Below are 14781 nucleotides of genomic sequence, written 5' to 3' on the forward strand. Positions count from 1 at the left end.
GCCCGCCGGCCGTCGGGTGACGGCCGATCAGCAGGGCCCTGGGCCCGGCGGTGCCGGCCGCGCCGCTCAGGCCGCCTCGGTCGGCAGTGCGTAGGGCAGGGCCACGGGCTGCAGGGCCGGGCCGTCGGCCGCCAGCGCGTGCAGCGAGCCCTCGGCGCACGCCGCCAGCTTGATCTCGACCAGCGCCGTGGCGCCGCCATCGGCACGCGCCGCGGCCAGCGCCACCAGGCCGGCCGGCTGGCCCGGATCGGCGCTGTGGAAGATCTCCTGGCCCGGGCTCAGCGCCACCGGGCTGTCGAACAGCATCGCGCGGCGCTTGAGCGTGCCGCGGTACTGGCTGCGCGCCACCACCTCCTGGCCCGGATAGCAGCCCTTCTGGAAGGACACGCCGCCGACCAACTCCAGATTGACCATCTGCGGCACGAACTGCTCGACCGTCGCCGCGACGATGCGCGGCACGCCGCTGCGCACCTCCAGCGCGGCCCAGGTGGCGGCCTCCAGCGCCGGCAAGGCGGGCGCCGGCGCCTCGGCCGGCTGCACCAGCAGATAACGGGCGCAGGGCGCGGCGCCGTCGGTGGCGCTGGCGTCCGGCAGGCGCACGATCTGGGCGCCGTCGCGCTCGGTGGTGGCCCAGGCCGCGGCCGGCGCGGCCTCACCCAGCCAGGCGGTGGCAGCCGCGCCCACCAGGCCCCAGACGGCCTGGCTGGCCGACGCATCGGCCAGCTTGCACTGCGCGCGCAGCACGAACATCGACAGCCGCTTGAGCGTGGGTGCCAGCAGGTCGGCGCTGCAGGCCAGCCACACGCGCTCGGGCTGCGGGCGCCAGAAGATGAAGCTGGCCAGCAGCCGGCCCTTGGCCGAGCAGTAGCCGCCGATGCGGGCGGTGCCGGCGTTCAGGTGGTCGACATCCTGGGTCAGCTGGCCGTGCAGGAACTTCGCTGCATCGGCACCCTGGGCCTCGATCAGGCCCCAGTCGGTCAGGCGCAGGGCGCCGGCGGGGAGGGCAGTGGTGCTCATGCGCGTCATTATTATCATCACGCCCCATGTTCCGCCTGCCCCTGCCGTCCGCATGGCCGAGTCGCGCACTCGCCGCCTGAAGCCCCGTCCGCCACGGCGCGCGGGACCTGGGCTGGCGCGCCTGCTGACCCGGGCCCTGCTGCTGGTGCTCGTCACGGGGCTGGCCGTGGCCGGCGGCGTGGCCTGGTGGCTGCAGCGGCCGTTGCCGCTGCCTGCGGCCGGTGCCGAGCTGTCGATCGAGCCGGGCACCGCGCCGCGCCAGATCGCCCGCGACTGGGTGGCCGCCGGTGTCGACGTCGACGAGCGCCTGCTCTACGCCTGGTTCCGCGTCAGCGGTCAGGCCCGCCAGATCCGCGCCGGCAGCTACCGGCTGCAGCCCGGCGACAGCGTGCGCGACCTGCTGCAGCGCATGGTCGCCGGCGACAGCGTGATGCAGGCCGTGCGCCTGATCGACGGCTGGACCTTCCGCCGCTGGCGCGAGGAACTGGCCCGCGCGCCCGGCCTGCGCCACGAGGCCGCCCACCTCGACGACGCCGCGCTGATGGCCGCCCTCGGCCTGGCCGGCCGCGCGCCCGAGGGCCGCTTCCTGCCCGACACCTATCTGTACGGCCCCGGCGTCAGCGAGCTGACGGTGATGCGCCGCGCCGCGCAGGCCATGCAGCGCACGCTCGACGCCGCCTGGGCGCAGCGCGCGCCCGATCTGCCGCTGCGCAGCCCGGACGAGGCGCTGATCCTGGCCTCGCTGGTCGAGAAGGAGACCGGGCTGGCCGCCGACCGCGGCCGCATCGCCGGCGTCTTCATCAACCGCCTGCGCCTGGGCATGCCGCTGCAGACCGACCCGAGCGTGATCTACGGCCTGGGCACGGCCTTCGACGGCGACCTGCGCCGCGCCGACCTGCGCCGCGACACGCCGTGGAACACCTACACCCGCCGCGGCCTGCCGCCGACCCCGATCGCCATGCCCGGCCGCGCCGCGCTGCAGGCCGCGCTGCACCCCGAGGCCACGCGCGCGCTGTACTTCGTCGCCCGCGGCGACGGCAGCAGCGTCTTCAGCGACGATCTGGCGGCCCACAATCGGGCCGTCGACCGCTACCAGCGGCGCGCCAGTCCGCCCTGAGCGCCGCCCGTACTCCGCACTCAGCACTCCGCCGTGCGACCACCGCCGCCCGCGGCCGATGCCGCGGCCGATGCCGCGGCCGATGCCGCGGCCGCGCCCAAGGGCGTCCGACCCGTCCTGCCGGTCGATCCCGATCCTGTTCCCGATCCCGCCCCCTTCAGCCCCTTCCGCCCCTCCCGCGCCGTGCATCCTGATCCCGCTTCCCGTGGCCCGAATCCCACCGCCGTGCCGGCCGACGCATCGCCGGCCGTGCCCGCCGTCGCCCGAGGCCGCTTCATCACCGTCGAGGGCATCGACGGCGCGGGCAAGTCCAGCCATGTGCAGGCGCTGGCCGAGGCCATCGAGGCCGCCGGCCACCCGCTGCTGCGCACCCGCGAGCCTGGCGGCACCGAGCTGGCCGAGGCCCTGCGCGCGCTCTTCCTGCACCGCGAGATGGACGCGCTGACCGAGGCGCTGCTGGTCTTCGCCGCCCGGCGCGACCATCTGCAGCGCGTGATCGCCCCCGCGCTGGCCGCCGGCACCTGGGTGCTGTGCGACCGTTTCACCGACGCCACCTTCGCCTACCAGGGCGCCGGCCGCGGCTTCGACACCGCCGTGCTGGCCACGTTGGAGACCTGGGTCAGCCGCGGGCTGCCGACGGCCGAGGGCGGTGAGAGCCGTGAGAGCGCCTTGGCAGCGGCGGCCGCAGCGGCCGGTGAGGGGGGCTCGCCTGCCGCTGCCACCGCTGCCACCGCTGCCACCGCTGCCACCGCTGCCACCGGGGCCGTCGCGCCCGCGGCGCCGCTCGCCGAGCCCCTGCTGCAACCCGACCTCACGCTGTGGTTCGACGTCGACCCGGCCGAGGCCGCGCGCCGCCGCGCCGCCGCCCGCGAGGCCGACCGCCTGGAGGCCGAGGACCTGGCCTTCTTCGACCGCGTGCGCGACGGCTATGCCCGACGCGCCGCCGCCCATCCGCAGCGCATCCAGCGCATCGACGCCGGCCGCCCGCTGGACGAGGTGCGCGCCGCCGCGCTGGCCGCGCTCGCCGCCCGGCCCTGGGGCGCCGAAGCCTGACAATCCGCGACCCGTCCGTTCCGCGCCCGACGCTCTCCATGGCCACCTCCACGCCCCGTAGTCCTGCCCGCACGTCCGAGCCCCTGGTGCCCGGCGTGGCCGCCGACGGCACGCTGCCGCTGCCCTGGCTGGCCGCGCCGCTGCAGGCCGCCCACCGGCTGCAGCGCAGCCACGCGCTGCTGCTGCAGGGCGCGGCCGGCGTCGGTCATCTGGAGTTCGCGCTGCTGCTGGCCCAGACCCAGTTGTGCGAGTCGCCCCGCACCCTCGATGACGGCCGCACCCCGCTGGCCTGCGGCCGTTGCGCCAGCTGCCATCTGGTGGCCACCCGCGTCCACCCCGATCTGCTGCTGCTGCTGCCCGAGGCCTGGCGCGTGCGCCTGGGCTGGCTGGGCGAGGACGAGGGCCGGCTGGCCAAGGGCGAGGCCAAGCCCAGCAAGGACCTGAAGGTCGATCAGGTGCGTCAGGGCATCGCCTGGACCCAGCAGACCAGCGGCCGCGGCCGTGGCAAGTGCCTGGTGCTGCACCCGGCCGATGCGCTGAACACCCCGGCGGCCAACGCGCTGCTGAAGACGCTGGAGGAGCCGCCCGCCGGCCAGCGCCTGATCCTCACCACCACCGATGCCGAGCAGCTGCTGCCCACCGTGCGCAGCCGCTGCCAGAAGCTGGTGCTGCCGCTGCCCGCCCCGCACGATGCGCGCGCCTGGCTGGAGGCCCGCGGCCTGGCGCAGGCCGAGGCCCTGCTGGCGGCCACCGGCGGCAGCCCGCTGGAGGCGCTGGTCTGGGCCGAGGAGGGGCTGGACGGCACGCTGCTGGCCGCCTTGCCGCAGCAGCTGGCGCGCGGTGACGGCTCTGCCCTGGCCGGGCGCGCGCTGCCGCGGGTGCTCGATCTGCTGCTGAAGTTCGCCCACGACGCGGCCGCGCGCGCCGTCGGTGGCGCCCCGCGCTTCTTCGCCGACGCGAACTGGCCGGCGGGCGCCCCGGCGCTGCCCGCGCTGCTGGACTGGCAGCGCACCCTGATGCGCACCGCGCGCCACGACGAACACCCCTGGAACGCGCCACTGCTGCTCGAATCCCTGGTGGAGCAGGGCGCCGCCTGCTGGCCCCGCGGACCGGCCCGCGCCGGCGCCGCACGCGGGGGGCCCGCCGGGCGCGCTTCGCTACACTCGGGCGCATGAGCTCCGACGCTTCCCTGCCTCCGCTGTCCCTGGTGCCGATGGGCGAGGCGCCCGGTGTCCAGGCGTCCGACGATGGCGGTGCCGCCTTCGCGCCGACCAACATGATGGGCCTGGGCGGGCAGACCGCGCTGGCCGGCCTGAGCGCGCAGACCCAGCTCGGCAACAACCTCGGGGCGCCGGTCAGCCCGCGCCGGCCCGCCGGCGGCACCACGGCCTCCGGCCGGCCCAGCGTGATGCAGCTGGTCTTCCGCGAGCGCGGCGCGCTGTACGCCGCCTACATGCCGGTGCTGGCCTTCGGGGGCCTGTTCGTGCCCACCACGCGCGAGTACCACCTGGGCGACGACATCTACCTGCTGCTGACCCTGCCCGACGACCCGCAGCGCTATCCGGTCGCCGGCAAGGTGGCCTGGATCACGCCCGGCAACGTCTCCGGCGGCCGCACGCAGGGCGTGGGCGTCGCCTTCCCGTCCGACGAGAAATCCGCCGTGCTGCGGGCGCGCATCGAGGAAATCCTCGGCACGCACATCTCGTCGCAGAAACCCACCCAGACCGTCTGACACGGGTGGTGGTGGCGTCCGGCGCCGGGCGCGTGCCGCGCCCGCCCTGGAACACCGTGGACTTCATCGATTCCCACTGCCACCTGACCTTCCCCGAGCTCGCCAGCCAGCTGCCGGCCGTGCTCGACGCGATGGCCGCCGCCTCGGTGCGGCGCGCCGTCGTCATCTGCACCACGCTGGAGGAGGCCGACGCGGTGCAGGCCCTGGCCGCCGCCCACCCGAACCTGTGGGCCACCGTCGGCGTGCACCCCGACAACGAGGGCGTGACCGAGCCCGACGTCGACACCCTGCTGGCCCTGGCCGCGCGCCCGCGCATCGTGGCCATCGGCGAGACCGGGCTCGACTACTACCGCCTGAACGGCCGCGGCATCGCCGACATGGCCTGGCAGCGCGAGCGCCTGCGCGTGCACATCCGCGCGGCGCGGGCCTGCGCCAAGCCGCTGGTGATCCACACCCGCAGCGCCAGCGCCGACACCCTGGCCATCCTGCAGGAAGAGGGTGGGCGCGAGGCGGGCGGCGTGTTCCACTGCTTCACCGAGACGGCCGAGGTCGCCCGGGCAGCGCTGGACATGGGCTTCCACATCTCGTTTTCCGGCATCCTGAGCTTCAAGAACGCGGCCGATCTGCGCCAGGTCGCCTCGTTCGTGCCGCTGGACCGCTGCCTGATCGAGACCGACAGCCCCTACCTCGCGCCGATGCCGCATCGGGGCAAGACGAACACGCCGGCCTGGGTGCCGCTGGTGGCCCGCCACCTCGCCGACGCCAAGGGCCTGCCGCTGGAGGAGATCGCCGCCGCGACCACCGCCAACGCCAACCGCCTGTTCGCCCTGCCGCCGCTGTGAGGACCGGCCGTGATGCCCGCATGACACGTCCCTGAACGGAGCGCCGCGCCGGCGGCCGGACAGGGCGCAGAGGAGACCTCCGCGATGTCCGATCCCGTGCAGCCCACCGTCCTGGTCGATCACTTCCGCGCCGCCGCCCAGCGCGCGGCCGACGGCAACGCCTACCAGGGCCTGCAGGTCCACGCACTCGCCGGCCTGCATCCGTACCTGGCCGGGCAGGTGCAGCGCTGGTTTCAGCCCGGCGCGCGGCTGATCGATCTGGCCGCCGGCTCGGGCGCGATGTGCCGGCGCCTGGCCGATCTGGGCTACCGGCCCACCGGCGTCGACTACGTCGGCGAGAACTTCCGCCCGCGCGACATCCCGTTCCGCCAGTGCGACCTGAACCAGGACTTCGCCCCCGCCTTCGCCGGGGAGGGCATCGCCGCCATCCTGGCCTCCGAGATCATCGAGCACCTGGAGAACCCGCGCCATTTCGCGCGCCAGTGCCACGCGCTGCTGCCGCCCGGCGGCCGCCTGATCCTGACCACGCCCAACGTCGACAGCCCGGCCTCGGTGATGGTGTACGCCCGCACCGGCATGCACCTGTGGTTCAACGACGTCGAGTACCGCAACCAGGGCCACATCAGCCCGCTGTCGCAGTGGCAGATCGGCAAGGCCTTCGGCGAGGCGGGCTTCCGCACGCTGTGGCAGGGCTCGTTCGGGGCCGGGCACAGCCTGGTCGAGGGCTCGCGCCTGAAGCGCACGCTGGCGCGCGCCTTCGCCCGCTTCAGCCGGCTGCCGGCGGACTTGCGTGGTGAAATCTACGTCGCCGTCTTCGAACGACCGGCCGCCCCCGACGCGCCGATTTCCCCACCTGACGCCGCCGCAGCGGCCGCGCCGCCCGCCGCGCCCCGTACCTGACGCCGGGGTCGAGCGGACCGGAGCGCGGCCGGCGGCCGGCCCCACGCCCCGACGCCTGTGTCCACCGGTCCCGCCCCCGATCTGTTCTCCGCCGCGCCGTCCGAGCCCGACATCCCGCCGGCCGAGGCCGCCCGTGCCGCCGCCCTGCGCGCGCAACTGACCCACCACGCCGAGCGCTACTACGTCTTCGACGCACCGGAGATCCCGGACGCCGAGTACGACCGCCTGTTCCAGGAACTGCAGGCCCTCGAATCCCGCTGGCCCGCGCTGCGCACCGCCGATTCCCCGACCCAGCGCGTGGGCGGCGCCGTGCTCGACGGCTTCACGCCCGTGCCCCACGCGGTGCCCATGCTCAGCATCCGCACCGAGACCGACACCGAGCCCACCGGCGCCACCACCTTCGACACCCGCGTGCGGCGCGAGGCGGGCCTGGCCGAGGACGCCCCGCCGGTGGCCTACAGCGTCGAGCTGAAGTTCGACGGCCTGGCCATCAACCTGCGCTACGAGCACGGCGTGCTGGTGCAGGCCGCCACCCGCGGTGACGGCGAGACCGGCGAGGACGTCACGCAGAACATCCGCACCGTGCGCGGCCATGCCGGCGCCGGTGGCGGCGTGCCGCTGCGCCTGCAGGGCAGCGCCTGGCCGCCGGTGCTGGAGGTGCGCGGCGAGGTCTACATGCGCCGCGACGACTTCGAGGCCCTGAACGAACGCCAGCGCGAGCGCGGCGACAAGACCTTCGTCAACCCGCGCAATGCCGCGGCCGGCGCCGTGCGCCAGCTGGACCCGGCCATCGCCGCCCAGCGCCCGCTGAGCTTCTACGCCTACGGCCTGGGCGAGGTGCAGGGCTGGGCCCTGCCTGAAGCTGACGACGCCACCCACAGCCAGATCCTGCAGGCCCTGGCCGACTTCGGCCTGCCCGTGTGCGACACCCGCGCCGTCGTCGAGGGCGCAGACGGCCTGGCCGACTTCCACCGCCGCGTCGGCGCCGGCCGCGACGCGCTGCCCTTCGACATCGACGGCGTGGTCTACAAGGTCGACAGCCTGGCCCTGCAGCGCCGGCTGGGCTTCGTCACCCGCGAGCCGCGCTGGGCCGTCGCCCACAAGTACCCCGCGCAGGAGCAGGCCACGCTGCTGGAGCGCATCGAGATCCAGGTCGGCCGCACCGGCAAGCTGACGCCGGTGGCCAAGCTGGCGCCGGTGTTCGTCGGCGGCACCACCGTCAGCAATGCCACGCTGCACAACATGTTCGAGACCCGGCGCAAGGGCGTGCGCGTGGGCGACCGGGTGATCGTGCGGCGGGCCGGCGACGTGATCCCCGAGGTGGTGGGCCGCATCCCCGGCGAGCGCGCCGGCTACGTGCCCAACTTCCGCATCTGGCCACGCACCTGCCCGGCCTGCGGCAGCCCGGCCGAACGCGAGAAGGGCGGCATGGACTACCGCTGCGTCGGCGGCCTGTACTGCCCGGCCCAGCGCAAGCAGGCCCTGCTGCACTTTGCCGGCCGCCGCGCGATGGATGTCGAGGGCCTGGGCGACAAGCTGGTCGACCAGCTGGTGGACAGCGGCCTGATCCGCACGCTGCCCGAGCTCTACACCCTCGGCCTGGCCAAGCTGACAGCCCTGGAGCGCATGGGCGAGAAAAGCGCGCTGAACCTGCTGGACGGCCTGGAGCGCAGCAAGCAGACGACCCTCGGCCGCTTCCTGTTCGCCCTCGGCATCCGCCAGGTGGGCGAGGCCACCGCCAAGGAGCTGGCCCGCCACTTCGGCAGCCTGGACAAGCTGATGGACGCGCCCGAGGCCGAGCTGCAACAGGTGCCCGACGTCGGCCCCATCGTGGCCCACGCCATCCGCGCCTTCTTCGACCAGCCGCACAACCGCGAGGTGGTCGAGCGCCTGCGCGCGGCCGGCATCACCTGGCCCGAAGGCGAGGGCGCCACCACCGTGCCGCAGACCCTGGCCGGCAAGACCCTGGTGCTGACCGGCACCCTGCCCACCCTCGGCCGCGACGACGCCAAGGCCCTGGTGGAGGCCGCCGGCGGCAAGGTGGCCGGCTCCGTCAGCAAGAAGACCTGGGCCGTGGTGGCCGGCGCCGAAGCCGGCAGCAAGCTGGAGAAGGCCCAGACCCTCGGCATCCCCGTGCTGGACGAAGCCGGCCTGCACGCCGTGCTGGCCACCGGCGAACTGCCCGGCGCACCCGGCACCGCCGGCGCCCCCACCACGCCCGACGCGGCGCCTGCCACCCCCGCCGACCCCAGCCCGGAGGCCTGAACCATGCCCGTGCGCGAGATCCTGAAGATGGGCGACGCCCGCCTGCTGCGCGTGGCCCGGCCGGTGCCCGCCTTCGACACACCCGAACTGCACGCCCTGGTGCGCGACCTGCTGGACACCATGGCCGCCGCCCACGGCGCCGGCATCGCCGCCCCGCAGATCGGCGTCGACCTGCAGGTGGTGGTCTTCGGCAGCGGCGAGATCAACCCGCGCTACCCCGACCAGCCCCCGGTGCCCCGCACCGTGCTGTGCAACCCGGTGATCACGCCGCTGACCGCCCCGCTGAGCACCCCACTGACGGCCGATGCCCCCGACACCGGGCCGGAAGAAGAAGACGGCTGGGAAGGCTGCCTGTCCGTGCCCGGCCTGCGCGGCCAGGTGCCCCGCTGGCGCCGCATCCGCTACACCGGCACCGACCCCGAAGGCCGCCCCATCGACCGCGAGGCCGAAGGCTTCCACGCCCGCGTGGTGCAACACGAGTGCGACCACCTGATCGGCCGCCTGTACCCGACCCGCATGCGCGACCTGACGACGCTGGGGTACACGGCGGTGTTGTTTCCGGAGTTGGGGGATGGGGTGCCGGGGGGGTGAGGGGGAGGGTGGCTGGGTGGGGGCTTACCGTTGATCGAAGCCAGACCTGCACGATGCCGTGATGTGACATTTGCACACCGGTCTTGGCTGGCTGTCACCCAGCGGCCAGAATGAGCGGCACACAGGTGCGGCCTAGCGACGGCTGTACACGCCGTGAATGCTTGTCGGCTCTCAACTCTGGACTTGTTGGTGTCAACCTTGAACTGCAGCGCGGGCGGTGAACCCAGAGGGGCACTTCTTGAAACCCCGCGCCTGACGCCCCCACCCCGCGCTGACCTGCGGCAACATCGCCCCTCATGATCAGCCCGCGCATCAAGCCCTCCGCGTTCTTCCCTGAGGAGGCGCCCGACGATCTGTTCCTGGTGCGCCAGCGCAAGGCCAAGCTCGAAGGTTATGTGCAGAGCCTGGCGGCGATGGACGAGCTGATCGACTTCGGGGCGATGGCTGCTGCGGTGGATCGGGCCTGCCCCCGGCCCGACCGCAGCAAGGGCGGCCGCCCGCCGTACGCCACCGAGGTACTGGTGCGCATGGTCTTCCTGCAGGGCCTGTACAACCTGGCGGACGAGCAGTGCGAGCACCAGGTGCTCGACCGTCTGAGCTTCCAGCGCTTCTGTCGGCTCGATGGCGCACTGCACATTCCGGATGCGCGCACGCTGTGGTCGTTCCGACAGCGCTTGGCCCACGGCGGACTGGGGGCCAAGGCGATCTTCGAGACGCTGAGCCAGCAGTTGCAGCGTCATGGCTACATCCCGCGCGGCGGGCAGATCGTCGATGCGAGCATCGTGCAGGCGCCGATCACGCAGGCCACCACCCAGGAGCGCAAGACGCTGAACAAGGGCGAGGACCCTGCAGGCTGGAGCAAGAAGCGGCTGGCGCACACCGATCAGGATGCGCGTTGGACGCAGAAGCACGGCAAGTCGTACTACGGCTACAAGCTGCACGGCAACGTGGACGCACGCTACAAGCTGATCCGACGCATCGCGATCACGGCAGCCAATGCCGACGATGGCCACCAGCTGCCGAAGGTGCTGCAGACGGCCAACACGCGGGGCCGCTTGTGGGCCGATCGCGCCTACGACAGCGAAGCCAATCGCCAGGCGCTGCGCCAGCACGGGCTGTGCGACGGCATCGCGCGCCGGGCCCGGCCGGGCCAGACGGCCAAGGTGAGGCTCAAGCAGCGCAACAAGACGATCAGCCGGACTCGGGCGCGGGTCGAGCACGTCTTCGCGGCGCTGCACCAGCAGGGCGGCAAGTGCGTACGGGCGATGAGCCTGGCGCGCGTGGCATACAACGCGCGGCGGCTGGCGTGGCTGGTCAAGAGCGGAAGTCCGCCTGCGAGGGTGGTGTGAGGGGTGCCAGGACTTGTTCGCGGGCTGCGGACGGGCCGGTGAGGCGCTGCAGGCGGCTGCGGCAGGCATGTGCGGGCCTGTCACGGTCGGCTCCGGGCGGTCTCAGGGCGTTGAGACGGGTTTCGGGAAGTGCCCTGATGCAATCGCCCTGTCTACAACCCCACGCGGCGCCACTCGACGACTGCCGGCCTTTCGCCGGTAGAGTTCGAGCAGCGCCATTCCCAGAGGCTAGATGGTGTCTAGGAAAACCGGGGCGATTCAGCCCTGCTATGAACGTATCCCGACGCGCCGGAAAGTGAGGGTACCCAAATCTCAACCCTAGTCATCCTGGTCGACTACGACAACGTCGAGCCACGACACAAAGGAGCCGGTCCAGTAGCGCTGGCTCGCGTACTGGCGGCTGCCGTCCCCGAGGATGTGCTGGCGAGGCACAGTGCAGTTCTGGTTCGCCTGTACGGCGGCTGGCGCGAGCGGGGAAACCTCACGCCATCTGCTCAGCGGTTGATTCCCGACATCCGCAGTGGCTCTCCATGCATAGTCCAGCTAGAACACAGCGGCGCCCTTCATCCCTTCAGACTGACCACTGAGCTGGCTGATGGTCCGCTCGGAAGCGGTATCTCTCTCGAAGAGACTCTTGTGCGCGAACGTGGACTTCGAAAGTTCCGCGCAAGATCAGGTGCTCCGGCAGCGTGCGCCTCGCAGTCAAATTGTGGAATGAGTACGTATCATGGCTTTACGCAGGCCACGGCTTGCGTGGTGGCCGGTTGTGGAACCACGCTTGGCGACGTCCTCGTGCGAGACGAGCAAAAGATGGTCGACACACTGCTGGTCGCAGACATCGCTGTGCACTCGCTCACTACCGGCGCCAGTGACCTCGTGGTGGTTTCTTCGGACATAGACATGTGGCCAGGGGTGCTGCTCGCTGTGCAGGCTGGATGTCATGTGACTCACATTCACACAAAGCCTGGCTGGAGGACCCAAAGTCATCTGATGCGCACGCTCCGCCACGCCGCCGGTCAAGCCTACCGGCAACTCACAGTTTAGGAGACCATATGGACATCACCACTTTTCGCAGAGTGCTAACCGCCTTTGCAGATGAGCCGTCGGATGTCGACATTCGGTTGGGAAAGGTCGTCGCCCAAGTGCGAGATGACGTTATTGATGCGACGATTTCGTACGCCGACGGAGACGACCAGCAGCTTCGGATTGAAGAGAACGGTGAAACATACTCGGCGAGAGCGTGGTTAATCAACCGAGTCGCGAAGATCCCGCAACTCGCTGATCGAATCATTGCATCAACTTCAAGCACTCCCGGTGCTGCGGAAAGATTCCCCTTCGTTGTTCCCTCGGCGCTCTTGACTCCTGATCTCGCTGAGTCCGTGGAATCCGCCACTGAATTTGAGATCCCTGACGCAGTCGAGGCACTGCTAACGCGAGCCTCCAAGCCTCTTCCAGGCGCAACTTCCGTTCTGTATCTGACGTCAGATGCAGGTGAAGGAAAGACGACCTTGATCAGTCGCGCAGCCAGACTGCAGGCTGAGCGGTTCAAGGAGAAAAGGACAAGTTCACTGATCGTTCCTGTCCCACTAAGTGGTCGCGCGTTCCTCACATTTGACGACGCAGTCATTGCAGCGTTGGTAAACAAGCTCAGGTTCAATTATCTGTACTTCGACGCATTCGTACAACTAGTTCGTCTGGGTGTGGTGATACCGGCCTTCGATGGCTACGAAGAGATGCTTGTGGAAGGGTCCAGAGGGGAGGCCGTCTCGGCGCTGGGGAATCTCGTCCAGCAGCTGGACTCGTCAGGCACGTTAATAGTTGCTGCGCGTAAAGCATTCTTTGAGTACCTAAGCTTCAAGACTCAGGCCAAGCTGCTAGACGCGATAGGCGATCGGTCAGCGTCGTTTTCGAGACTTGCCCTGCGGCGCTGGAGCAGAGAGCAGTTTTTCAAGTATGGAGAGCTTCGAAAGATTCCGAAGCCAGAGGAAGTGTATGAATTGGTCGCGGCGCGTTTGGGAGAAGATCATCCCCTCTTAACAAGAGCGGTTCTTGTGCGCCGACTGTTCGATGTAGTTGCAGACGGAGCAGATGAGCGGGAACTGTCAGAGCTTCTTGGCAAGAGCCCGCACGACTACTTCTTCACTTTCGTCGACGCGATCGTTAAGCGAGAGGCTGCGGAGAAGTGGCTTGCCCGTGTATCGGGCGAAGTCATGACACCGCTCTTGACTGTCGAAGAGCATCATCAACTGCTGTCACTGATAGCGCAGGAAATGTGGCAGATATCATCCACATCTCTACGCCACGACGTGCTGGACGTAATCGTAGACATCTTTGGTGAGTCGCTTGGCAAGGGCCCGGCGGCCACTCGGCAGATCAAGGAACGCGTCAAGCAGCACTCACTGCTTGCTTCGGACTCCGCGCGCGGGGGCACGCTGGCATTCGACCACGAGGATTTCCAGAATTTCTACCTTGGGGAATCACTCGGGCAACTGCTTACTCGGGCGGCAAGGGGAGAGTTGCAGACCTTCTTGTCTGTGGCGCCGATTCCGCAGGCAACGACCGAGCAAGCCGTGCAGCATGCGATCAGAATCAAGGCGGATCTGCTGCAGGCCCTACGATGCGTGCTCCAAGTCAATGTAGCTGAGGCGGGGTTTACCTTCTGCAAAGAGAACTGCAGCGCACTTGCGATTCGACTCGCTGAGTGCATTGACTCGAGCGATCACAACATCGAGATGCGCGGACTGATCTTCGCTCCGGGCAGCTTGGCTGGACGAACGCTCTCAAAAGCTACTTTCGTCGAGTGTCAGTTTCAGCCGACTTCGGTCGGCAAGTCGCGACTCACTGACGTTTGGTTTCGCCAATGTGAATTCGAACGAATCGACCTGGAAGGGGATCGGTCTCTTGAAGGGTCCTCGTTCTTGGAGTGCAAGGTTGATTCAATCGTAAATGTCCCGGAGGGCGAGCACACGTACGAGCCGCTGCTAGTGGATCGAGGGCTTCGCGGGGCTGGTGCTAGCGTCAACAGCGAGAATGCAGACCTCACCGAAGATGTCGCAGGGCTTGAACTTGACGAACGCGTTAAGCTCTTGGAGCGCTTCTTTCGGGTATTTCTTCGCAGTACGCACGTCGATGAGGAAGTCGTCAAGCTGCGGCTTGGAAAGGTATCTGCCCCGTATTTTTTTGACTCAGTGATTCCGGACCTCCTTGCTGCTGGCGTGCTTACCGAAGTTCAGTGGCGAGGTGGCGGCCTACAGCGGCGATACAAGCTCGACATGTCGATGTCGACCATCGAGCGCTCCCTTGAGCGAGCACGGGGTAGCTACAGTGAGTTTCTCAAGTTGGTTGAAGGGAGCAAAGATTGACGACGCCGAGTTGAGCTGCGCAGATGTCGGCGAACATGAGGCAGCCTGATTAGTCATGACCCTCAGCCATCCTTCTGATCTGCCGCTCACGCGTCGGCGCGGAGGGGCGCACTCTAAACTGAAGCGCAACACCCGAACTGAATCAAAGACCTGAGGCGATGGGCCAAGCATATTCAAGCCTGAGCATCGAGGAGCGCACGCAGATCAGCCTGCTGCGCAGCCAGGACGTGAAGCCGGCGGAGATCGCCCGGCAGTTGGGCCGTTCGAAGTCGACGATCAGTCGGGAGCTCGGGCGCAACCGCAGCGCGGGCAAGCCGTATGTGGCAGCGGCGGCGCAGCAGCTGGCCACCCGTCGCCGCACCGCGGCCAAGAAGGGCCGGCGCAAGCTGGGCCCGATGCTGGACTCGCCGCTGGGCCGCTTCGTGCGCAGCGAGCTGCGCCGGGCGTTGTCGCCCGAGCAGATCGCTGGGAGACTCAAGCGCATGCACGGTGATGACCTGTCCCAGCGCGTCTCGCACGAGACCATCTACCAAGCGATCTATCTCGTGCCCCG

At 70.0% G+C, this 14781-nt stretch carries 12 protein-coding genes; 11 read left to right on the plus strand and 1 reads right to left on the minus strand.

All coding sequences use genetic code 11. The annotated features are described in order from the left end of the window. Positions 1 to 66 precede the first annotated feature (66 nt). Positions 67 to 1017 (minus strand): CAF17-like 4Fe-4S cluster assembly/insertion protein YgfZ, encoded by a 951-nt coding sequence (ygfZ, locus tag AACH11_RS10025; RefSeq protein WP_341374071.1) that lies wholly within the window; start codon positions 1015 to 1017, stop codon positions 67 to 69. Between the two features lie 124 nt (positions 1018 to 1141). Here ygfZ and mltG point away from each other — a divergent pair, with 124 nt between their 5' ends. From mltG to AACH11_RS10085, 11 genes are all read left to right on the plus strand, one after another. After that, a complete protein-coding gene (gene mltG / locus AACH11_RS10030) occupies positions 1142 to 2134 on the plus strand; it encodes an endolytic transglycosylase MltG (RefSeq protein WP_423228723.1) in 993 nt (330 codons plus the stop codon). A gap of 249 nt (positions 2135 to 2383) precedes the next feature. Continuing rightward, entirely contained in the window at positions 2384 to 3187 is an 804-nt protein-coding gene (gene tmk, locus AACH11_RS24805; RefSeq protein WP_423228724.1) for a dTMP kinase, read from the plus strand. A gap of 38 nt (positions 3188 to 3225) precedes the next feature. Continuing rightward, a complete protein-coding gene (locus AACH11_RS10045; protein WP_341374073.1) occupies positions 3226 to 4362 on the plus strand; it encodes a DNA polymerase III subunit delta' in 1137 nt (378 codons plus the stop codon). 233 nt (positions 4363 to 4595) lie between these two features. Further along, positions 4596 to 4919 carry a PilZ domain-containing protein gene (locus AACH11_RS10050; protein ID WP_341374092.1) on the plus strand — a complete coding sequence of 108 codons (324 nt, stop codon included), beginning with the start codon at positions 4596 to 4598 and terminating at the stop codon, positions 4917 to 4919. A gap of 56 nt (positions 4920 to 4975) precedes the next feature. Then, entirely contained in the window at positions 4976 to 5761 is a 786-nt protein-coding gene (locus AACH11_RS10055) for a TatD family hydrolase (RefSeq protein WP_341374074.1), read from the plus strand. Between the two features lie 84 nt (positions 5762 to 5845). Next, a complete protein-coding gene (locus tag AACH11_RS10060) occupies positions 5846 to 6661 on the plus strand; it encodes a class I SAM-dependent methyltransferase (protein ID WP_341374075.1) in 816 nt (271 codons plus the stop codon). An 81-nt stretch (positions 6662 to 6742) separates the two neighbouring features. Further along, on the plus strand, positions 6743 to 8926 hold the full coding sequence (gene ligA / locus AACH11_RS10065; RefSeq protein ID WP_341374093.1) for an NAD-dependent DNA ligase LigA: 2184 nt from the start codon (positions 6743 to 6745) through the stop codon (positions 8924 to 8926). A 3-nt stretch (positions 8927 to 8929) separates the two neighbouring features. Continuing rightward, complete coding sequence (locus AACH11_RS10070; RefSeq protein ID WP_341374076.1) at positions 8930 to 9517, plus strand: peptide deformylase; 588 nt, start codon at positions 8930 to 8932, stop codon at positions 9515 to 9517. A gap of 296 nt (positions 9518 to 9813) precedes the next feature. Further along, on the plus strand, positions 9814 to 10866 hold the full coding sequence (locus AACH11_RS10075; protein WP_341374077.1) for an IS5 family transposase: 1053 nt from the start codon (positions 9814 to 9816) through the stop codon (positions 10864 to 10866). 1052 nt (positions 10867 to 11918) lie between these two features. Then, complete coding sequence (locus tag AACH11_RS10080) at positions 11919 to 14228, plus strand: NACHT domain-containing protein (RefSeq protein ID WP_341374078.1); 2310 nt, start codon at positions 11919 to 11921, stop codon at positions 14226 to 14228. A 158-nt stretch (positions 14229 to 14386) separates the two neighbouring features. After that, the coding region (locus AACH11_RS10085) for a helix-turn-helix domain-containing protein (protein WP_341374079.1) at positions 14387 to 14781 on the plus strand (395 nt) is incomplete at its 3' end.

Origin of the sequence: Pseudaquabacterium rugosum (assembly GCF_038066575.1) — a bacterium.
In the GTDB taxonomy this organism is placed as follows: domain Bacteria; phylum Pseudomonadota; class Gammaproteobacteria; order Burkholderiales; family Burkholderiaceae_C; genus Pseudaquabacterium; species Pseudaquabacterium rugosum.